At 52.7% G+C, this 20,551-nt stretch carries 18 protein-coding genes; 9 read left to right on the top strand and 9 right to left on the bottom strand.

Annotated elements, in window-relative coordinates:
• Positions 1–20 precede the first annotated feature (20 nt).
• The 3 genes from ACQ4M4_RS26795 to sufU are packed head-to-tail and all read right to left on the bottom strand — an operon-like array spanning position 21 to position 1,231.
• Complete coding sequence (locus tag ACQ4M4_RS26795) at positions 21–572, bottom strand: Ycf51 family protein (RefSeq protein ID WP_430687549.1); 552 nt, start codon at positions 570–572, stop codon at positions 21–23.
• A 21-nt stretch (positions 573–593) separates the two neighbouring features.
• The gene (locus ACQ4M4_RS26790; RefSeq protein ID WP_430687548.1) at positions 594–722 is read right to left on the bottom strand and encodes a hypothetical protein; all 129 of its coding nucleotides are present in this window, start codon (positions 720–722) and stop codon (positions 594–596) included.
• A gap of 32 nt (positions 723–754) precedes the next feature.
• Entirely contained in the window at positions 755–1,231 is a 477-nt protein-coding gene (gene sufU / locus ACQ4M4_RS26785; protein ID WP_430687547.1) for a Fe-S cluster assembly sulfur transfer protein SufU, read from the bottom strand.
• Positions 1,232–1,516: 285 nt separating this feature from the next.
• Between sufU and ACQ4M4_RS26780 the strand changes: the two genes are divergently transcribed.
• From ACQ4M4_RS26780 to ACQ4M4_RS26770, 3 genes are all read left to right on the top strand, one after another.
• Positions 1,517–2,392, top strand: a complete 876-nt coding sequence (locus tag ACQ4M4_RS26780) for a photosystem II S4 domain protein (RefSeq protein WP_430687546.1) — start codon at positions 1,517–1,519, stop codon at positions 2,390–2,392.
• Positions 2,393–2,736: 344 nt separating this feature from the next.
• A complete protein-coding gene (locus ACQ4M4_RS26775; protein ID WP_430687545.1) occupies positions 2,737–3,525 on the top strand; it encodes a DUF1868 domain-containing protein in 789 nt (262 codons plus the stop codon).
• Between the two features lie 15 nt (positions 3,526–3,540).
• On the top strand, positions 3,541–4,146 hold the full coding sequence (locus ACQ4M4_RS26770) for a cobalt-precorrin-8X methylmutase (protein ID WP_430687544.1): 606 nt from the start codon (positions 3,541–3,543) through the stop codon (positions 4,144–4,146).
• 218 nt (positions 4,147–4,364) lie between these two features.
• Here ACQ4M4_RS26770 and cysH read toward each other — a convergent pair whose 3' ends face one another.
• Positions 4,365–5,102: a phosphoadenosine phosphosulfate reductase gene (gene cysH, locus ACQ4M4_RS26765; protein WP_430687543.1), complete on the bottom strand. Its 738-nt coding sequence runs from the start codon at positions 5,100–5,102 to the stop codon at positions 4,365–4,367.
• 408 nt (positions 5,103–5,510) lie between these two features.
• On the opposite strand from cysH, the gene ACQ4M4_RS26760 reads away from it, so the two are divergent.
• The 3 genes from ACQ4M4_RS26760 (at position 5,511) to ACQ4M4_RS26750 (ending at position 8,627) form a co-directional block, all read left to right on the top strand.
• A complete protein-coding gene (locus ACQ4M4_RS26760) occupies positions 5,511–5,828 on the top strand; it encodes a glutaredoxin family protein (protein ID WP_430687542.1) in 318 nt (105 codons plus the stop codon).
• Between the two features lie 127 nt (positions 5,829–5,955).
• Positions 5,956–7,599, top strand: coding sequence for an ABC transporter substrate-binding protein (locus ACQ4M4_RS26755; RefSeq protein ID WP_430687541.1), 1,644 nt, complete (start codon positions 5,956–5,958; stop codon positions 7,597–7,599).
• Positions 7,599–8,627 (top strand): ABC transporter permease, encoded by a 1,029-nt coding sequence (locus ACQ4M4_RS26750; RefSeq protein ID WP_430687540.1) that lies wholly within the window; start codon positions 7,599–7,601, stop codon positions 8,625–8,627. Before ACQ4M4_RS26755 ends, ACQ4M4_RS26750 begins: the two co-directional genes overlap by 1 nt.
• 83 nt (positions 8,628–8,710) lie before the next feature.
• Here the strand turns inward: ACQ4M4_RS26750 and ald are convergent, their stop codons facing one another.
• Positions 8,711–9,814 carry an alanine dehydrogenase gene (gene ald / locus ACQ4M4_RS26745; protein WP_430687539.1) on the bottom strand — a complete coding sequence of 368 codons (1,104 nt, stop codon included), beginning with the start codon at positions 9,812–9,814 and terminating at the stop codon, positions 8,711–8,713.
• A 550-nt stretch (positions 9,815–10,364) separates the two neighbouring features.
• Between ald and ACQ4M4_RS26740 the strand changes: the two genes are divergently transcribed.
• Entirely contained in the window at positions 10,365–10,541 is a 177-nt protein-coding gene (locus ACQ4M4_RS26740; protein ID WP_430687538.1) for a hypothetical protein, read from the top strand.
• 200 nt (positions 10,542–10,741) lie between these two features.
• On the opposite strand, the gene ACQ4M4_RS26735 is transcribed toward ACQ4M4_RS26740, so the two are convergent.
• Entirely contained in the window at positions 10,742–10,918 is a 177-nt protein-coding gene (locus ACQ4M4_RS26735) for a hypothetical protein (protein ID WP_430687537.1), read from the bottom strand.
• Positions 10,919–11,247: 329 nt separating this feature from the next.
• Here ACQ4M4_RS26735 and ACQ4M4_RS26730 point away from each other — a divergent pair, with 329 nt between their 5' ends.
• Positions 11,248–14,631, top strand: coding sequence for a PAS domain S-box protein (locus tag ACQ4M4_RS26730; RefSeq protein WP_430687536.1), 3,384 nt, complete (start codon positions 11,248–11,250; stop codon positions 14,629–14,631).
• A 189-nt stretch (positions 14,632–14,820) separates the two neighbouring features.
• On the opposite strand, the gene leuS is transcribed toward ACQ4M4_RS26730, so the two are convergent.
• A complete protein-coding gene (gene leuS, locus ACQ4M4_RS26725) occupies positions 14,821–17,397 on the bottom strand; it encodes a leucine--tRNA ligase (RefSeq protein WP_430687535.1) in 2,577 nt (858 codons plus the stop codon).
• Positions 17,398–17,626: 229 nt separating this feature from the next.
• On the opposite strand from leuS, the gene ACQ4M4_RS26720 reads away from it, so the two are divergent.
• Complete coding sequence (locus ACQ4M4_RS26720; protein WP_430687534.1) at positions 17,627–18,067, top strand: gamma-glutamylcyclotransferase family protein; 441 nt, start codon at positions 17,627–17,629, stop codon at positions 18,065–18,067.
• Between the two features lie 175 nt (positions 18,068–18,242).
• Here ACQ4M4_RS26720 and ACQ4M4_RS26715 read toward each other — a convergent pair whose 3' ends face one another.
• Both ACQ4M4_RS26715 and ACQ4M4_RS26710 read right to left on the bottom strand, forming a co-directional pair.
• Positions 18,243–18,815 carry an anti-sigma factor family protein gene (locus tag ACQ4M4_RS26715; RefSeq protein ID WP_430687533.1) on the bottom strand — a complete coding sequence of 191 codons (573 nt, stop codon included), beginning with the start codon at positions 18,813–18,815 and terminating at the stop codon, positions 18,243–18,245.
• Between the two features lie 216 nt (positions 18,816–19,031).
• Positions 19,032–19,688: a sigma-70 family RNA polymerase sigma factor gene (locus ACQ4M4_RS26710; protein ID WP_430687532.1), complete on the bottom strand. Its 657-nt coding sequence runs from the start codon at positions 19,686–19,688 to the stop codon at positions 19,032–19,034.
• Positions 19,689–20,551: the final 863 nt, after the last annotated feature.

Raw genomic sequence — 20,551 nt, 5'->3', positions numbered from 1 at the left:
GGTTAGAAAAAACCGAGCAGTTAGCTGGCGGCAGCTTCCTCGGCAACGGGCTGCGGCAGTTTGGCAAAGTTGGCTCGGTTGATGCGAATTGTCATGTCCTCATCGTCGCGGTTGAGGAGCGATCGCCGCACTTCTCCCAAATACAGCGGTTCCGACACACCCTCAGACGGGTGGATGACCGTTCGCGCTCGAATGGTGAGGCGATCTTCGCCACCCCGGCCCAATCGCCCTGGTGAAAACATGTCGCTTGCAGCTTGCTGAAGGGTTGCCGTAAACGCCTCTTCGGTGAGGGGAGTTGGAACGGTGATGACTACATTGGTGGAGCCCGAGTCGTAAACGCTGGTGTAGCGAACCGCTCCAGGAATGATGGTGCGCGTGAGTGGAAACAGGCTCAGGGAAAACAACCCGACTGTGAGCACCGCCATAAAGCCAGTCACGCCAACAAAGCGAAACCGGATGCCCCACTTAAACAAAAAGCCCAAAATGGCGATCGCCCCACAGACCAGGGTAAAAATTCCCGACCACTGAGCAATCTTCAAAAAATCTGCCGTTGTCGGCACATACATTCCCATAACACTCTCACCCCGGCATTGCTATCGCAGTAGCAAATTGTAGTAAGCAATACTCACATTAACAGAAATAAAGTCGTGCAACGAACGGTAAAGGCAGAATCTAGCCTGGATTGGGCGATCGCGCCGATACAGCATGCGAGTTCTGTTCACGACTCTGGCTGAATGATCCAGCGAGATGCCGCCTAATCGATCGCCTCGTTGCTCACAAACTCGCCCACGTCTGCTTGGGCTTGCTCCAGGGCAGCTTTGAGCGTATGCCAGCTCAAGTTGGCGCACTTAATGCGCACCGGAAACTGCGCCACACCCTGCATCACATTTAGCTTGCGCAGCTCTTGGGGAAACTCATCCTCCCCTCGCATCATGGCTTGAAAGCGCTGCACCATGCTTAATGCTTCCTCTACCTTTTTGCCACGCAATGCTTCGGCCATGAGGTCTGCCGATGCCATGGAAATGGCGCATCCTTCCCCGTCAAACTTCACCTCTTCAATGCGATCGCCTGCCGCATCGAGCTTAAGCGTTAGCTCGATCGTGTCGCCACAGGAGGGATTGTGTCCCTTTTGGTAGCGATCGATTGGGTTGGTTTTGCCTTTGTTGCGCGGCTTTTTGTAGCGTTCCAAAATGACCTGTTGATACAGATCCCGTAGGTTATCTAAAGACATGATCCGCGAATTCACACCATAAGGGCTTGCTTTCTCGATCCTAGCAGGACGGGGAAGACGATGAGGGCGGTGAATAAGCAAAATTACCCAACCAACCGGGTGGCTCTCGATCCCGCCCAGCATCTATACCTGTCGGTTGGGCCTAGAGCCTGAAACTCCGCACCCATCGCTTGAACGCAGAGATCGAATGACCAGTTGCGAACTCTCGTGTTCGACTTTGGTGTTCGACAACGCTGAAGCCTGAACCGAATTCGGGTTTTCCCTATCGCCTGCTGGCGATCGCCCATGCCCGCTCACCGCATAATGGAAAAGCGGCACTACTCCGAATCTGCGCAAAACCATTCGGCAGTGCTGAATTTGACCCGTTACAAACCAGCAGGAATGCTACCACGCGACGAATTACTTAAAGGCATTGAAAATCGAGACACCGCTGTGCGGGTCATCGACCTGGCCGAGCAAGCCATCAAAACTTGGGAGGTGGTGTGTACCGATTTCCTCTCTCCTCCAGAGTTGGCCGAGGTCAAACATCTGTTTGCGCGGCTAACCGAAGTGCAGCTTGTGGCATGGGGGGGCTATCCCCAGGCGGAGCGGCAGCGTGTGGCGATCGCCCGCTCAGAACTACCGCTTGACGAAACCCAAGTGGCGATCGCCGCGATTGAAATTAGCGGCAACTTCTTGTTTGATACCGCCACCCATCGCGACTTTTTGGGGGCGATGTTGGGAACGGGCATTGTGCGCGAAAAGACGGGCGATGTGCTGGTATTGGGTGAGCGCGGCGCGCAGGCCATTGTGGCACCAGAGCTAGTGGAATTTTTGACGGTGAGCCTGTCTCAGGTGCGCTCTGTACCCGTAAAAACTCGCCTAATTGACCCGAGTGAACTGAAAATTCGGGAACCTAAGAAAAAGGAAATGGCCACTGTGGAAGCCTCGCTGCGGTTGGATGCGATCGCCTCTGCGGGATTTGGCATGTCGCGCAGCAAGATGGTGGATCTCATCAACGCAGGCGATGTGCGTGTGAATTGGAAGGACATTAGCCAGCCCAGCCATGCCCTCAAAGCTGGAGATTTGGTGGCCATTCGCGGCAAAGGACGGCTGGAAGTCGGCGACATTGCTGTTACCAAAAAAGATCGCTACCGAGTACAGCTCACGCGATATATGTAGTGTCTTTTTGTAACGTCCTTGAGCGAGGCAGTCTCATTTTTGGTTCCAAACCCTTTACATTAAGGGAATATCTCATGATCAAGATTGCTTGGGTAGGCGATCGCATGGCCTTGATCCCACAATCGTTTTGCCCGATTCCCGTTCGGTTTATCTCGTTTCTGCACCATAGCTATGATGTTAATGCATCTCACTTTCTTGCCGGTGCATACCGGCGTTGAGCTGTGTCAACCCTGAGTTAAGAAACGTTGCCCCATTCAAGCACCCGAATTCAATTTCGGGATTTCTGAATACAGGATAAAAAACGAGCGATTTACCAGTTTTACATTTACTGCGAGGCGACTAGGTTGGACGATACGTTTCAGATTTACATCAATCGGGTAGCACGGCTTACCCTGCCCGAGGCGCACAAGTCTCAAGCGCAGCATATCCAAGCCTCTCCCAAGTACCAACAGCAGGCAGATGGTAGCTATACCGTTGCTCCGTTCCCGGGCTATTCCATCATTACGCCGCCGTGGGAAGACGACAGCGAAAATGCTGCCTTTTATGAGCAGTTGCGTACGCTTCAGCAGCAGGTTGTTCAGGCTTTGCCGTCGGGAATGGTCGTTCCCGTTCCTCCCGAAAGCTTTCACATGACGCTGGCGGATCTGATTTGGGATACGTCGTTTCAAGCGGCCACGGCCGACCCAAACTTTGAGCAAAAATTGCGCGATCGCATTGCTCATCTGTTTGGGCAAAGCAAAGCCGCCTTTCAGGGCGATCGCCCTGCCTATTGGCAAGCGCTGGGCTTAAACCTGCGAACGCGAGCGATTAGCGTGTGTTTGGCTCCCAAGGATGAAAGCTCCTACGACAAAGTGCTCACGCTGCGTCGTGCCATCTATCAAGATCATGACCTGATGGGGTTGGGAATCGATCCGCAGTATCATCTCACGGCCCACGTGACCTTGGGCTACTTTGGCATCCTTCCCGAATCGCTGGATCGAGATGCCTTGGGCCAAACCCTCAGCGATATCAATTTGGAATGGTTGAATACCGATAACTCGGCTCCCTTGTGGATTCATCGGGCAGAGTTGCGCAAGTTTGACGATATGACGCGCTACTACCGCGAACCTGAGTGGCCCACGGTGGAACTTTAACTGGAGCCGTTTGCGATGGCTCTTAACCACCCCATCTTGGAGCAAAGCTTTGCGGTCATCGATCGGGAGATGGGCGACCATGCGCTCTCTCCCGATGAGTATGCGATTGTGCGTCGCGTCATTCACAGCACCGCCGACTTTGAGTTCAAAGATCTGGTTTACTGTAGCCCCGGTGCCATTTTGGGGGCGATCGCCGCGTTGCGCCAGCAGGTGCCCATCGTGGTGGATGTGAACATGGTGAAGTACGGGATTGCCTCCCTGGTCGCCAAAACGTTTCAAAACCCGATATGGGTTGCCGTAGATGAGGCATCTGAGGCAGAACCGGGCAAAACCCGTACTGAAACGGGGATGATTCGCTGTTGGGAGCAGGCTCCGCAGGCCATGTTTGTGGTGGGCAATGCTCCGACAGCGTTGCTAGCGTTGTGCGATCGCATGGCTCAAAGCACGATGTCGCCTGCACTGGTGGTTGCTGCACCTGTTGGATTTATCTCGGTCTTGGAATCGAAGGCGGCGATCGCTCAACTTGCAGTCCCCCAAATTCGCATAGAAGGCCGCAAAGGTGGCTCACCTGCTGCATCGGCGATCGTCAACGCTCTGTTGGTCTTGGCAAGCCAGTCCTAAAAATTCCAGTCCTAAAATTTCGGTTCACCCAAACCTTTGCCAACCTCAGAAAAGCCCATTTTTGCGTGCGCAACGCGCACACAAAAATGGGCACTTCAGCTTATCCAAAACCCAGGTTTTGCTTTTGCAAAACCCGCGCCTATTTTAAGTAGGCGCGGGTTTTGTTTGAGTGAACCACCCATCCAGGATGGGCCTGATCAAGGTTGTATGGGAAGCGATTAGTCTTCCATGTGGATGCCACACTCGGTTTTGCCCATGCCGCGCCAGCGTCCGGCCCGCTCATCTTCACCCTCGGCCACAGGAGTGGTCAGCGGCTCATCGCCAATGCTGGGATAGCCCTGGTCGTGCAGGGGATTGTAAATGACGCCGTGTTCGGCCACGTAGGCCCAAGACTCTTTGCGAGTCCAGGTGGCGATGGGGTTGATCTTGAGGCGGTTGTTGGGGTCGATTTCAAAAATTTCCAAGCGGGTGCGAGTTACGGCCTGATCGCGGCGGCGACCCGTAATCCAGGCGATCGCATTCAGCTCATCTAAACCCCGATTTAGCGGCTCAATCTTCGTTACCCGGTGAAAAGCGCGCACATCCGTTTCCCACAGAGCTTCACCAAACTTGGCCACAAACTCTTCACGGGTGTTTGCTTCCAGGGTTTTGTAAACTTGCAGATTCAGGTTGTAGGTCTCTTTGGCTTTGGCGACCAATTCCAGCGATTGAGGGAAATGGTACAGCGTATCCAAAAACATGACCGGAACCGGGTTGGGGACCTTGACCTGACGATACAGAATGTCGGTAATGACCATATCATCGACGTTGAAGGCGCTAGCCTGTACCAACCCAGTAGGAATGTTGCTAACAACCCATTCCAAAATTTCGATGGGGTGGGCGGTTTCAAACTTTTCGTTCAATTCATCCAGGTTGAGGTTCTGGATTTGAAGCGGGGATTCGGTTGGAGTTGCCATAGTGAGTTCTACACTGGTGTCACTCGGTTCATCATATCGTGAGTAGGCACGTATTCCTACCGAGGAAGTGAGGTTTAACCAAATCAATACATCTGGTTGAGGTGCGATCGCCTTCGGCTTTAAGATACGGCGTCATTTCGGGTAATGTTGGCAACTCTGTTGGCAACTCATTTTTGGGGCGTGAGTTGGGTGCTGGGCTGGGCGAAGGCGGTGATGGCGTCAAGAAATCTGCATGGTTTGGCGCGAAAATTGATGCATGGTTCCTCTAGGCAGAAGCGGTACGACCCATCTCGTCGCAACAGTCTGGTTACAGCTGATCCCAACCGTTTAACCACGACTGGATGATGACAGGTCTAGGCCCGCCCAACTCTAAAAAGCAACCATAATATCCTTCAAAAAAACGTTGCTATGTACTTAATCCTTTACAGCAAGCCCGACTGCCATTTGTGCGAAGGGTTGATCGAAAAACTCGAGCAAATTGAGGATATCCCTATCGAATTGGAGATTCGAGACATTACAACGAATCCCCAGTGGTTTGCTGCGTATCAATACGAAATTCCCGTTTTGTTTTGGGATAAGACGCAGAGCCACAACAATGGCAAAGGAAATCACACGAATGAAAACGGTCGCAGTACGGCATGGGTGCAGTTACCTCGGCTTTCGCCACGGGCCTCGGTGCAGCAACTCTCTCGTCTGCTGAAAAATGCCCTTGATGGCCAGGCTTAGTGCTGCATCGTTTTGCAGGGTCTATTTGTCTGAATGCCAGGGGCGATCGCTCAGGGTTTTTGGATTGAGTTATCGACCCCAACGCGCTATAAATGAGTGCTGATAGCTATAAACCCCCTGGACATTTATGAGCTGGTTAGGCTTTTCGCGGCGGTCGTTCCTGAAGTTTTTTGCCTTGTTTGGGCTGTGTGTGGCGTTGATTGTGGGCTGTGCTGGCCAACAAAACTCCACCTCGGGCACCGATGCAGGCTCCCCCACCGATGCAACTGGGGGCCGCATCACCATGGGCACCACCCAAAAGGTTGAAACGCTTGACCCTGCCGATGCCTACACCATCTTTACAGGGATTTTGCTGTACAACATGGGCGATCGCCTCTATACCTATCGCCCTGGCACGACCGAGCTAGAGCCCCAGCTTGCCACCGAAATGCCCACGGTTAGCGACGATGGCCTCACCTACACTATTCCTCTTCGGGAAGGCGTCAAGCTGCACGACGGCACCGACTTCAACGCCGAAGTGATGAAGTTTTCCATCGATCGGTTTATCCAAAATGGCGGTGGCCCAGCCTTTTTGTTGGGAGATGTGGTGGACAACGTTGCCGCTAGTGGCCCCAACGAGCTGACCATCACACTCAAGTATCCATTCGCTGCGTTTACCTCTTTACTCACCTTTTGGGGCGTTACGCCGATTTCCCCTGCGTCTTATGAAATTGGAGAAGGCAGCTTCAAGCCCGATACCTTTGTGGGAACGGGGCCTTACAAGCTGGCCTCCCTCAATCCCGATTCCATCAAGCTGGATGTTAACCCTGATTATTGGGGTGAAAAGCCTGCCAACGACGGGGTCGATATTCAGATTTACGCCAGCGGTGCCAACCTGTACAACACGTTCCATACGGGGAGTTTGGATGTGGCCTACCAAACCTTAGAGCCGGATCAAATTGCCAGCCTGGAGCGCGAGGCAGATCAGGGCGGTTGGACCACGATTGAAGCGGGCACCAACGTGGTCAACTACATGACCCTCAACCAAAAGATTGAACCCACCAGCGACCTGAATGTGCGCAAGGCGATCGCCGCCATGATCGATCGCAACCTGATCAACGAGCGCGTTTTTCAGGGACAGGCTTCGCCGCTGTACAGCATCATTCCGACTGGGTTCGACAGCCACAAGCCGGTGTTTCAAGATGCCTATGGCGATGGCGACTTTGAGAAAGCGCGCGAATTTTTGACGGCTGCAGGCTATTCCGAATCCAATCCGCTCAATTTTGAAGTCTGGTATCCTTCAGCTTCAACGGTGCGCGGTATTGTCGCCAACACCCTGAAGGAATCAATTGAAACTGCGTTGCCGGGGTTGGTGACTGTAACAGTGAACAGTGCCGAGCGTGCCACCCTTTCGCAAGGCGTTGATAATGGCGTGTATCAAACGGTGTTGCTGAACTGGTATCCCGACTTCTTCGATCCCGATAACTTTGTGCAACCTTTTTTGACCTGTGACCAGGGTTCGCCTGAAACCCTGTGTGAAAGTGGTGCAAGCCAGGGCAATGGTTCCTTCTACTACAGCCAAAAAGCCAACGATTTGGTGCGGGCGCAGCGGGCCGATCGCGACGATAGCGATCGCAAAGAAATTTTCAGCGAGTTGCAAGATCTCTTAGTTGCTGATGTGCCCTATATTCCCCTTTGGCAAAACAAGGACTACGTGTTTGCCCAGGATAATGTGAAAGATGTGGCGATCGAGCCCACTCAGCAGTTCCTCCTCTGGAAAATTAGTAAGTAATGGCTTCTCGATCGCGATCGCTGCAATATTATGTGCTGTCGCGGCTGTTGCTCTTGCCGCTGATGCTGCTCACCATCGTCACGGTTGTGTTTTTGCTGCTGCGGGCGACTCCTGGCGATCCAGTCGATGCGGTGCTGGGTGCCCGCGCTCCTGAAGCCGCCAAAGAAGCCATGCGCGAGCGGCTGGGGCTGAATGCACCACTGCCTCTTCAGTACGTGCGGTACCTGGGTGAACTAGCGCGATTGGATTTGGGAACATCGTTGACCAGTCAGGGGCAATCCGTTTGGCGCATCATTCAGCAGCACTTTCCCGCGACGCTAGAGCTAACGGTCATCGCCATGCTCATTGCGCTGGGGGTTGGCATTGTCGTTGGGTCGCTGGCTGCATCCAAACCCGATACTCCGGTCGATGCGGGCGGGCGGCTGTTTGGCATCCTGACCTATGCCTTGCCGACTTATTGGTTTGGTATGTTGTTGCAGCTGCTGTTTGCGGTGCAGTTGAGGTGGTTTCCGATTGGGTCGCGCTTTCCGCTATCGGCAAATCCGCCGCAGGGACCAACGGGACTGTATCTGCTGGACAGCCTGCTCCGGCTCGATTTTGGCGCATTCTTCACCACCATTCACTATTTGATTTTGCCTAGCCTCACGCTGGGTATCTTGCTCAGTGGCATCTTTGAGCGGATTGTGCGGATCAACCTGAAGCAAACGCTGCGATCGGATTATGTGGAAGCTGCACGGGCACGAGGCATTCCCGAACGGCGCATTGTCATATCCCATGCGCTCAAAAATGCCCTCATTCCGGTTGTAACGGTGTTTGGTCTAACGGTTGCTTCGCTGCTGGGGGGCGCGATTTTGACCGAGGTCACCTTTAACTGGCCTGGCCTGGCTAATCGGCTGTATCAAGCGATCGAGTTTCGTGATTATCCCGTTGTGCAGGGCATTATGGTGTTTTTTGGGGTGATTGTGGCGATCGCCTCCATCATTATCGATATTGTCAATGCCTGGATCGATCCACGCATCCGCTACTAAGGCTATGGGTTTGGTCGTTGGATGATGAGCCCGGCTCACCATCCAACGACCAAAGACACAACTTGCCTCGGCAACCTAAAACGCTACTTCACCAAATCTGGGAAGACCTGCTGCACCGCTGGATGCACGAGGTCGTGATGCCACACATTCAACCCTCGTCCCAGCGATTCATCCAGCTCCAGCGCTTTGATGCCGTGATTGGCGAGCTTGACCACGTAGGGCAGGGTACTGTTGTTCAATGCCTGTGTGGCCGTCCAGGGAACGGCTCCGGGCATGTTGGGCACGCCGTAATGCACCACGCCCGACACCTCATAGGTGGGTTGGCTGTGAGAGGTGGCGTGCATGGTTTCCACACAGCCGCCCTGGTCCACCGCGACATCCACAATCACCGAGCCGGTGCGCATTTCATCCACCATGGCTGCCGAAACGAGCGTGGGAGCTTTGCGCCCTGGCACCAGCACCGCACCCACGACTAAATCGGCTTGGGCGATCGCCGGTTCAATCAGGGCAGGGCTGCTGTACAGCAGTTCCACTCGTGAACCAAACAGAGTCTCTAGATACCCGAGCCGCTCTACATTCACATCAAAAATTTGCACCTGAGCGCCCAAACCGATCGCCATTTTGGCGGCTTCGGTACCCACAACGCCACCTCCCAAAATCACAACCCGACCGGGGCTAACCCCGGGTACACCACCCAGCAGCACACCCCGTCCACCCTGCTGTTTTTCCAAAAAGCGAGCACCAAACTGAACCGACAGCCGTCCGGCAATGATGCTCATGGGGGTGAGCAAGGGCAGCGTGCGGTTGGGGAGTTCTACGGTTTCGTAGGCGATCGCCGTTACTCCCGCATGCATCAGCTGTTCGGTGAGCTCACGAGCCGCCGCCAGGTGCAGGTAGGTAAAAAGCAACTGCTCTTTCTGCATTAAGGGGTACTCTGGCGGCAGTGGTTCTTTGACCTTGACAACCATTTCTCGATTCCATGCTTCAGCTGCGCTGCCAACAATCTTGGCTCCCACCGCTTCATAGGCTTCATCGGCAAATCCAGAACCGTGTCCTGCTTGGGTTTCTACCACAACAGAGTGGCCCGCATCGGTCAGTACCCGCACACTAGCAGGACTCAGCCCCACCCGAAACTCTAAATCTTTGATTTCTTTGGGAACGCCAATTTCCATGTTTAACCTCGCCATTCGAACGAATTGTTAAGTGAGTCCCAATTCAGCATTCAACCGTTCACTTAGTTTGTTGAAGTCCTGCTGTAGCGATTTTGTCAGCCAACAAACGAATCGAAAGTCTGTTCTGAACACAACGGTAAAATGCTATCTCTCATGTCTAGCTTAGAGTGAGTGCCCTCGTCGACCCATCACCCAAGCGGTGGGATCGCCACCGACCAATTAGTTAGACTTTTGCTGGCGGTGGCTCAGAACCTTCTGACACAAGGCTGAGCCTGCTATGTAGGTTTTTTGCAATGCTCTGTTTTTTGCAATGCCCTATTTTCTGTGATGCTCTCTTTGGTTGTGTTTCCAATGTCTAGAACATCCCTTTGGTTTTTTAAGGGTGCGATCGCCTGAAGTGAATGATTTTGCGAATATCGCAGGCGATGCCGCATATCCCAGGCTTTCATGATGGATGGTTTTTGGGCTTTGGCCTGTTCATCCAATCCAGGATGTAGCGAGATTGACATCAAACGAATCCCCAAACTCAAGCTACAATAAGGGCGACGAGTAAAGTTTTGTAACAATGACTCAATCGCCTCCTCAACCCACGGTATCGCCCAATCTTGTCACTCCCAAATTTGGCTTTAATGAGTATGCCGAACGTTTGAATGGGCGGGCTGCGATGGTGGGGTTTGTCATCACGCTGGCCATCGAATTTGTGACCGGACAAGGGGTTCTCTCCTGGCTTGGCCTGTATTAATCGCGCTCAATGCGTCAGCCTGTGGTTTCATGGTTTAACGAATCGACATTAAATCAGGTGCAATTCTTGGTGAGGTGTCTGGTGTTGCACTCCCCCAAGAGAGCGATCGCACAATGATTGAATTTTGTGTGCTAAACCATTGGACTGTCCTAACAGAAGTAGTCGCAATCGGGTCTGTCGAATTTCGGCAAGCCCGATTTTTAGTGGGATGTTGCTGGCAAGAACTGCCAAAATAGGCGGGCTTGAGTTTGCAAGCTACCCCAGGCGCAAATCCAGTAGATGCCGTCCAATTGATAAGGATTGATCAGGATGTGAATTGATACGGAAGGCGATCGCTCCGTGTTCGCTACCCTGGAGTAAATCGCAGCATCAAGCACAACAATAATTCGCCGGACACGTTTGGACAGGCAAAAAGAAGGGTTGTGCTGAACTGAGACCCGTGCAATGGATATCAGTGACTCAGTGCAAAGGGCAGTAGATGATTTGAATCAATTGGTGACTTTAAATCGGGTGGCTTTAAACCGTGAATTTGTAAGCTCAGCACGCTTCAGGCAATCTTGCTGATAAGTTTTGAAAATTCTTTAATCCGAAGTAATTTCAGTTTTGACGAAGGGTAAAGTCAGTTCCCCCGCAGTTGACGAGCTGGGAAATATATACTTGTTCCTTTTCGCAAAGTTGAGCCTCCTCACGTTTCTCAGCGCAATATATGAATCAGGCGGAACAGTTAACTTCTGCTCACTTCCGTGCATATCAAGCACTGCATACTCCAATCTGGATTTGTGCAGCTCAACCCGTTCAGTTAACATGGGCCAACAACGCTGCATTGGCCCTTGGCCATGCTGCTGTGATGAACGATGCGCTGGCTGAACCTGTTGATACGGGCGCGATCGCTGAGCAACGAGTGCTGCAGTACGTTGAACAATTTCAGGCTGGCAACCCAACCCCAGATCTCACTGATCTATATGTAGATGGGCAGTGGTGCAGCCTCAAATTTCAGAGCTCTTACTGCTCGACGGCGGAGGGAAGCTCTGCTGTGTTGGTCGAAGGTGTGCTTACCCGTCACCCAACAGAGTCTACTTTATTGGCAAGCCATCGGTTATTCAAGGCTGGGCCAACGGTTATGTTTCGTTGGCGAGTGTCGGATGGTTGGGCTGTTGAAGAGGTTTCGCCCAATGTATACGAACAGTTTGGCTATTTGCCTGAGGCGTTGATTCAAGGTCGTGTGCGGTATGCAGACCTAATTCATCCGGATGATATGGCACAGGTGTGGCGAGAGGTGCAGGATTATTCTGCGGCAAAGGTGCCCTGGTTTGAACAGTCGTATCGGTTGCATCATGCCGATGGTAGCTATCGCTGGCTGTACGACTTTACAACGGTGGTGCGCAATGCCCAGGGGCAGATCACGCACTACCTGGGCTATGTGCAGGATGTGAGCGATCGCAAACGCATTGAAGAAGAACGCAAGCAAATCGAAGCGGTCCTGCGAGAACAGGAAGCTCGTTGGGAGTATGCCCTAGAAGGAAACGGGGATGGCGTGTGGGATTGGAATGTCCAAACCGACACAGTGTTCTTCTCGCGTCGCTGGAAGGACATGCTGGGATATGCAGATCACGAAATTGGCGATCGCCTCAGCGAGTGGGATAGTCGGGTGCATCCCGACGATAAAGCAAAAGTGTATGCAGCGATCGAAAACCACGTTCAGAGCCACACGCCGCAATATGTCAGCGAGTATCGGGTGCGATGCAAAGATGGCTCGTATAAATGGATCTTAGATCGGGGACGAGTCTTTCGCTGGACAGAAGATGGCAAACCACTGCGGGTGATTGGTACCCACACCGATATTTCCGAGCGCAAAGCGATGGAAGCCGCACTGCAAGAGAGCGAAACCCGCTACCGCTCGGTGATTGCCGCGATGGCGGAGGGTATTGTGCTGCAACAGGCCAATGGCCAAATTATCGCCTGTAATGCTAGTGCAGAGGCCATTTTGGGTTTATCGCAAGAGCAAATGATGGGCTGTACTTCCATCGGGCCACATTGGCATGCGGTGCATGAAGATGGCTCGCCCTTTCCGGCAGATCGGCATCCAGCTATGTTGGCTCTGCGCACGGGCCAGCCTCAAACCAATGTGATCATGGGCGTTCACAAACCCGATGGGTCGCTGACTTGGATTTCGATCAACGCCCAGCCCATCAAAGCCGCACATGAAGAGAACCCCCATGCGGTGGTGGCCTCGTTTACCGACATTACCAAGCGCAAAGCCGTCGAAGCGGCCCTCCGCCTGAGCGAGACTGCCAAGCAGGCCATGCTAGAGGCCATTCCCGATATGCTGGTTTGTATTAACCGGGAAGGATTTTTCCATGACTTAATTGCTGGGGAATCCATTAAGCTGTGGCGACCCACTGAGCCTAATTGGCAGCAGTCGGTGTATCAAGAGATGCCCCATGACCTGGCGGTAAAGCGGATGCAGTACATCACCATGGCTCTGGATACAGGGCAGATCCAGTGCTACTCCCAAACGATTGAAGTGGATGGCGAGCTACGCCATGAAGAAGCGCGCATTGTGCCGATGAGTGCCGATGAGGTGCTGGTGATGGTGCGCGACATGACGGACTATGTGCGGTCTGAACAGGCACTTCAGGAAAGTGAGCGACGGTTCCACGCCATTTTTGACCACATGTATCAGTTCATTGGTTTGTTGACACCGGATGGCATGGTGCTGGAAGCGAACCAAACAGCGCTCGATTTTGGTGGATTGCAGCGAGCCGATGTGGTGGGGCGTTTCTTTTGGGAACTGGGCTGTTGGCGGGTGTCGCCCAAAATTCCGATTCAGCTGCGGGAGGCGATCGCTCAAGCCGCCGAGGGCAAGTTTGTGCGCTACGAGGTTGATGTACAGGGTCGGGGTGGTCAAATGATTACCATTGACTTTTCACTGCGGCCCATTTTTGATGCTGCTGGAAATGTGGTGTTGCTGATTCCTGAAGGGCGCAATATTACCGATCGCAAACAAATGGAAGTCCAAATTCAGCAACAGGCCGATCGCGATCGCTTAATTGGGTCCATTGGGCAGCACATTCGTCAATCGCTGAACCTGAGCGAAATTTTGGATACGACAGTATTGGATCTGCGCGAGGCATTCCAGAGCGATCGCGTGTTGATATGCCGACTAGACAGCCGCACCGTGACAGCCAACACAACCGGACGAGTCATTGCTGAATCGTACAGCGGCAACTATGGATCTCTGCTGGGCCAAAGCATTGAGCTGGGCAACATGCTCAAGCCTTGTGGGTTGGAGTCGTTCACTGGTGAGCGGGTGTGTGCCATTACGGATGTTGGTAAGGCAGGGCTGCCCCAACCGTGCGTTCACTTTTTGCAGGCCAATCAGGTACGAGCGATGCTGTTACAACCTATCGTTCGCAATGATGAGTTGTGGGGGTTGCTAGTGGTGCATCAATGTTCTGGCTCGCGAATATGGAACGCGGCGGAAATGGAGCTGCTAACTCAGGTGTCGTATCAGGTGGCGATCGCCATCCAACAATCTGAGCTGTACCAGCAGCTATTGCAGGTTAACCGCGAACTCCAGCACATCGCCACCCATGACAAACTCACTGGCCTGCCCAATCGTCGCTATTTCGATGAGTATCTGCAAAAAGAATGGCTGCGACTCACCCGAGAGCGATCGCTCCTAAGCCTCATTCTGTGCGATATCGACCACTTCAAGGCTTACAACGATACCTATGGGCACTTAGCCGGGGATACCTGTTTGGCCCAGGTTGCTCTGGCCATCCAGCGAGCGGTCTATCGTCCAGCCGATGTTGTGGCACGCTACGGCGGAGAAGAGTTTGCCATCATTTTGCCGAATACGGATCGAGCGGGTGCTGTCAAGGTTGCTCAGCACATTCAGCAACACCTGGCAGAGCTGGCGATTCCGCACCTCACCTCTCCTAGCTCCACCCAAATTACTATCAGCATGGGAATTGCCACAGCTCAACCGATGCTTAAGGTCCCGTTCCAATTCATCATTGACCGGGCAGATGAAGCCCTCTATCGGATGAAGAAAACGGGCCGCAACGGGTATGAACTCGCGCCGTAACCTAACCTGAGTTTTGGATAAGCTGAAGTGCCCAATTTTTCGTGCGCGACGCGCACGCAAAAATGGGCACTTCAGCGGTTCGCGCAACGCGCAATCCCCAGAAAAGCCTTTAACCGAAACTGACGTTAACCTGGAAAACCATGGGAACGGGAAGCTGCTCAGGGTTCCTCAAGAAAGGGATGACGTACCTTACTCACTCACCACAAAGTTCACCAGTTTACCCGGCACCACAATCACTTTCTTGATGGTCTTGCCCTCAATGTATTTTTTCGCCAAGTCAGATTCCTTCGCCAAGGCTTCCAGGTCATCTTTGCTGGCCTTTGCGGGAACCTGGATCGTGCCCCGCGTTTTGCCCATCACCTGAATCACCAACGGAATTTCATCGACCACCAAGGCTTCGGGGTTGGCCTTGGGCCATCCCTGCTGGTGCACGGAGTCGGCATGCCCCAAAAGATGCCACAGCTCCTCGGCAATGTGTGGGGCAAACGGTGCCAGAAGTAACAGCAACGTTTCAATGCCTTCGGCATACACCGACGTGGACTTGTCGGAGGCATCGCTCAGGGCATTGCTCAGCTTCATCAGCTCCGAAACCGCCGTGTTGAGCTGATAGTCCCCTTCTAAGTCTTCGGTAATGGCCTGGATAGCGGTGTGAATGGCACGGCGCAAATCTTTCTCCGGTTTGGAGAGGTCGGCATTGGCTGCAACGCTTTCGCGGGGATGATCGGCAAACTCTGCCACCAAACGCCACACCCGGTTCAAGAAGCGAAACTGTCCTTCCACATCCGCATCATCCCATTCCAAATCCTTTTCAGGTGGAGCTTTAAAGAGAATGAACATGCGGGCAGTGTCAGCGCCGTACTTGCCCAACACTTCTTTGGGATCGATGCCGTTGTACTTCGATTTCGACATCTTTTCAAACACGACATCTAGCTTGTCGCCGGTTACGGGGTCGCGTGGATCGCTCAAGTCAGCAATATCCGATGGGGTAATGTACTTGCCGGTGACCGGATTTTTGTAGGCAGCGGCTTGCACCATGCCCTGAGTCAACAGCCGCTTGAACGGCTCGTCAAAATTGAGTAAGCCGCGATCGCGCAGCACCTTGGTAAAGAACCGCGAATATAGTAGATGCAAAATTGCGTGCTCAATGCCGCCCACATATTGGTCAACCGGCATCCAATCGTTAGTCTTGCTGGGGTCAAACACTTGCTCATCATTTTGGGCATCGGGATACCGCAAAAAGTACCACGATGAGCAAATGAAGGTGTCCATGGTGTCGGTTTCGCGGCGGGCAGGCGTGCCACAGCTGGGGCACGGCACCCTGATCCACGACTCCAGCTTGGCCAGGGGCGACGGTCCCCGACCAGAGAACTCCACATCCTCAGGCAACTGCACAGGCAACTGATCGGATGGCACACCCACCGGCCCACAATTGGGACAATGCACCACCGGAATGGGACATCCCCAGTACCGCTGCCGCGAAATGAGCCAATCGCGCAACCGATAGTTGGCCGTGCCTTTGCCCAAGCCCTGCTCTTCCAACCATGCGATCGCCCGTTCCACACTTTGGCCTGGGCCTTTGCCCGCAGCCGCCCCGTTCAACGGGCCAGAGTGCACCATGACCCCCTCACCAACATGGGCCACTTTCATCGTGTGCCCATCCAGCAGATCATCCGGTGGCTGCACCACAACCCGCACAGGCAGACTGTACTTCCGGGCAAACTCAAAATCTCGTTGGTCGTGAGCTGGAACCGCCATGATCGCGCCAGTGCCATAGCCCATCAGCACATAGTCGGCAATCCAAATGGGAATCCGCTCGTTGCTGACCGGGTTCACTGCAAAGCTGCCCGTCCACACCCCCGTCTTTTCTCGATCCTCGGCGGTGCGGTCAATTTCGCTCTTGCCAGCAGCCTCAGTCCGGTAAGCATTGACCACATGCGCTTGCTCTGCTGTGGTTAACGACTCGACTAAAGGATGCTCTGGCGACAGCACCATGAATGTAGCGCCCCAAAGAGTATCGGGCCGAGTGGTAAAAATTGGCAACTCATCGCCAGCCTCGGTCTTAAACACGACCTGCGCCCCTGTCGAGCGGCCAATCCAGTTTTCCTGCATGAGGCGCACTCGCTCAGGCCAGCCCTCTAGCTGATCTAAATCCTTGAGCAATTGCTCAGCATAGTCGGTGATTTTAAGGAACCACTGCCGCAGCATTCGGCGCTCTACCTTGGCTCCCGATCGCCATGACTTGCCCTCGCTATCGACTTGCTCGTTGGCGAGTACTGTTTGGTCAATGGGGTCCCAGTTCACAGCAGACTCTTTTTGATAAGCCAAGCCCGCTTTGAAAAATTCCAAAAAGAGCCACTGCGTCCAGCGGTAATAATCTGGTGAGCAGGTTGTGACTTCGCGCTCCCAATCATAGGACAGGCCCAACTGCTTGAGTTGACCGCGCATCTGCGCCACGTTTTGGTAAGTCCACTTTGCTGGATGAACGCCTCGGTCGATGGCGGCATTCTCTGCGGGCAGACCAAATGCATCCCAACCCATGGGGTGCAGCACGCGGTAGCCCTTCATGCGGTGCACCCGAGCAATGACATCGGTGATGGTGTAGTTGCGCACGTGACCCATGTGCAGATTGCCCGATGGATACGGAAACATTGACAGCGCATAAAACTTGGGCTTGCTGGCATCTTCATTTGTGCCATGCAGACCTTCGGCTTCCCATGCCTGTTGCCACTTTTCCTCAATCGCTGCAGGATTGTATCGGGACTCCACGAACGCAACTCCTTTTGAGTTTTTTGGGGTTTGCCTTTCCCATTCTAAAGGGAGTTGGAACCCATCATGCGACTGGGGCTGAATGATTTTGCTTGGGTTTCATGCGGCCAAACGCTGCTCATGACCGATGGGCGATCGCATCAGCTCTGGGCCGTTCTGCCGTGGCCTAGATTGACGCGAGCAAAGTGATCCGGTTTGCTAGTGATGGCGGAACTCATGAGTTGATGCAATGTCTGAGGAGCTTCGGGTCTTTGTATATGGAACGCTTAAGCCGGGGGAGTACTACCATGCTCACTACTGCGAAGGGCGCATCGTAGCCTGTGAACCTGCGATCGCCCCAGGCAAACTCTATGACTTGCCAGTTGGCTACCCAGCCATGACAGCTGAAGCCGGAACTGTGTGGGGGTATGTGCTCACGTTGCAAAATGCGTCAGTGCTGGCTCGGTTAGATGAGCTGGAAGATTATCAAAGCGATCGCCCTGCTGAGCAAAACGAATACAATCGCCAGCGCATTGCGATACAAAGACCGGATGGCGTTTCCCTGGGGCAGGTGTGGGGCTACATCATGAGTGTGGACCGAGTGCAGCATTTCGGTGGCGTTGTCGTCTCATCGGGAAACTGGAGCGGAACTCGGGCGATCGCGTCGCCTTCCAAACCGCTTCCCTATTAAGCACAGAACTTACGCAGTTGAATGGTTTTTCGGATGAAGTGCGTAAGTCCTATTGAGAATGACTGCTTTGAACCAATCATTTGAACCAATAAAAATTTGGGCCTTCCAGCAAAGTTGGAAAGCCCAAAAACGATTCGTCGTTAGATTTTCGTGCGATCGCACTGAGCAACAGCCATTAGCGAACTTCGATATTCGACCATACCTTACCGCTTGGCATGGCCTTGGTGCCATCTTCGGGGATATCAATTAAGGGGCGATCGAGCGCAATCATCAATCCATCGGCCTCGGCAGATGGCATAGACGATTGCGCAAATTGTCCTGAAAATTGTTGGCTGGCGGGAGACAAGACGGTTGAAATGGCACCGATCAGCATCGCTGCGATCGCCATACCGCCCCACTTCGCCATTCGCTTAGGACGACGCTCAATCCGCTCCATGACCTGATCAACCACAGCATCAACATCGACAGAAGTCGGTTGTGCCATCGCAAAAGAACCCATCGTTTGCCGCAGCTTGAGTAAACGGGCATGAAGCTGCTGCATTTTGGGATCCGTATCCAACCATTCTTCAACTTGGCGACGTTCGGCAGCGGTGACTTCGCCATCCATATATGCACTAAGTAGCTCGAAGCGATCGCGGGCAAAGCTAGCTGCCATCATATCTGGCATGGAGGAATGACCCATATCGGTAGACTGTTCATTCAACGGACTGCCATTGACCCTATTGGGATTGTAGTCGGGACTTATCATGAGTACAAAACTGAACTCAAACAAAGGATATAGATATCAACCAAGATCAACCGAGCAAATTCGCGAAACCAACCAGGCAAATGAACAATCAATCACAGTTAACCATGAAAAAAGCTCATTGCTCACTCAAGACTATACGAAAGTTTGGTGGGATTGCCACTACCCTCGTAACATCTATCGCTTCATTACAAATGCCAGGAAAAACTTGAAGAAGCCTTAATCTTCCAGATAGGGCTGTAGCTGCGACTGCAACCGCTGGCGAGCCCGAGCAATTCTCGATTTCACTGTTCCAAGCGATACGCCCGTAATTTCGGCAATTTCTTCGTATGCCATACCCTCAATCTCCCGCAGCACAATCGTTGTACGGAAAGACTCAGGCAAATCGGCGATCGCCACTCTCAGCTGATCGTAGAACTCACGCGTAGCCAAGTCGTCGGCAGGGCCAGGAGAATCACAAGGAATTTCCCAGTCCATTTCTCCATCTTCAAGTGTACGAGGCGCATCCAGCGATAGAGGAGCATCCACACGCTTGCGCTTGCGAAGCTCGTCATAGAACAGATTGGTTGCAATTCGGCTCAACCATCCCCGGAACTTGCCCGGTTCCTGCAACCGCTTGACATTACGGTAAGCCCGTATCCACACTTCTTGAGCCAAGTCAGCCCGGTCAGACCAATCAGGAGCGAGGTGGTATAGAACCCGATCCACATGAGTCTGGTAGCGCCGAATCAACTCTGCAAATGCAGCTTTCTCAGGGCGCAATCCCTGCTGACACTGCAAAATCAAATCGTAATTTGACAGCCGATCAACAGATACTGCAGCAGTCGATGGTTTGGCAGCCTTTTGCCCAAATGACCAAGAAATTGAGTTGCTCATAGGCAAAGACTGGCTTGCAGATGATACATTCCTCGATGACGCTTGCATATCTAAATAGTTCCTAGATTGACTGCAGAGATTCATTCGTCTGCTCTTGCTCATGCAGGTTCCACAAAGCTCGAATTAAATGTCAGCTACGACAGTAATCACCATAAGGTTTGGCTGCGCTTTAGAAGCTGACTAAATTAAGTCATACAGAACCAAAGGACGGGAACAGTCTGCCCCAATTTATCGCCTTAAACTAAAAGACTATATCTACCGATAGGACGGTTTTAAATCCGCACACACCCACTCAACAGACAACGAACTCTCCGTTAAATCAACCATATCTCAGGAATAAATGGGGGCTAGGAGCAGTTTCAATTATGGAAACAGGTGGCGATCAAGAGTAAACGTTTGCCGCCATAATTCAGCCTGTTCAACAGCCCATCCGGAAGTTTTTTGCGAAACCTAGTTTTTGTTGTGTCTTGTGTTTCATCCCTTGGTGGGCCATGGTTGGGTCGGGATTATGACGTGGCAGATAACTCAGCTTCGAGCGGCTTTTTAGTGGCTAATTCATCTATCGAATGGCAGAGATGAAATACATACACATTGGAATTTTATTTCTTGAAGCTTAAGTGAATTCCGAAGAATTACGGAGGAGCTAAAATCCTTTAGGAGATGAGAGGTGAGTTCCAATTTATCGAATATCTTTAAGCTTAAATTTTTGACGGAAAAATCTATATTTGTTTCCTAAAAAAACCTGAGTTATGGATAAGAAAGGGAGGGACTGGATAAGCTGAGCTTTAAGAGAAACATCAGCAGAGCCCCTCCTATGACTAGTTTAGAAGAAGTGTTTTGTGACATCGACGACTTTTGCCAAC

Origin of the sequence: Leptolyngbya sp. AN02str (genome assembly GCF_050565595.1) — a bacterium.
In the GTDB taxonomy this organism is placed as follows: Bacteria; Cyanobacteriota; Cyanobacteriia; order Elainellales; family Elainellaceae; genus Kaiparowitsia.
This window is presented reverse-complemented; position numbering and strand designations above follow the sequence as displayed.

Bases quoted from the DNA above. Each gene is read 5' to 3' on its own strand.
- ald (WP_430687539.1), bottom strand. From the start codon at position 9,814: ATGGCGAGGTTAAACATGGAAATTGGCGTTCCCAAAGAAATCAAAGAT.
- ACQ4M4_RS26710 (WP_430687532.1), bottom strand. From the start codon at position 19,688: ATGAGCAACTCAATTTCTTGGTCATTTGGGCAAAAGGCTGCCAAACCA.
- ACQ4M4_RS26730 (WP_430687536.1), top strand. From the start codon at position 11,248: ATGAATCAGGCGGAACAGTTAACTTCTGCTCACTTCCGTGCATATCAA.
- ACQ4M4_RS26720 (WP_430687534.1), top strand. From the start codon at position 17,627: ATGTCTGAGGAGCTTCGGGTCTTTGTATATGGAACGCTTAAGCCGGGG.
- ACQ4M4_RS26740 (WP_430687538.1), top strand. From the start codon at position 10,365: ATGACTCAATCGCCTCCTCAACCCACGGTATCGCCCAATCTTGTCACT.
- ACQ4M4_RS26760 (WP_430687542.1), top strand. From the start codon at position 5,511: ATGTACTTAATCCTTTACAGCAAGCCCGACTGCCATTTGTGCGAAGGG.
- sufU (WP_430687547.1), bottom strand. From the start codon at position 1,231: ATGTCTTTAGATAACCTACGGGATCTGTATCAACAGGTCATTTTGGAA.
- cysH (WP_430687543.1), bottom strand. From the start codon at position 5,102: ATGGCAACTCCAACCGAATCCCCGCTTCAAATCCAGAACCTCAACCTG.
- ACQ4M4_RS26770 (WP_430687544.1), top strand. From the start codon at position 3,541: ATGGCTCTTAACCACCCCATCTTGGAGCAAAGCTTTGCGGTCATCGAT.
- ACQ4M4_RS26755 (WP_430687541.1), top strand. From the start codon at position 5,956: ATGAGCTGGTTAGGCTTTTCGCGGCGGTCGTTCCTGAAGTTTTTTGCC.
- ACQ4M4_RS26715 (WP_430687533.1), bottom strand. From the start codon at position 18,815: ATGATAAGTCCCGACTACAATCCCAATAGGGTCAATGGCAGTCCGTTG.
- ACQ4M4_RS26750 (WP_430687540.1), top strand. From the start codon at position 7,599: ATGGCTTCTCGATCGCGATCGCTGCAATATTATGTGCTGTCGCGGCTG.
- ACQ4M4_RS26780 (WP_430687546.1), top strand. From the start codon at position 1,517: ATGCCCGCTCACCGCATAATGGAAAAGCGGCACTACTCCGAATCTGCG.
- ACQ4M4_RS26795 (WP_430687549.1), bottom strand. From the start codon at position 572: ATGGGAATGTATGTGCCGACAACGGCAGATTTTTTGAAGATTGCTCAG.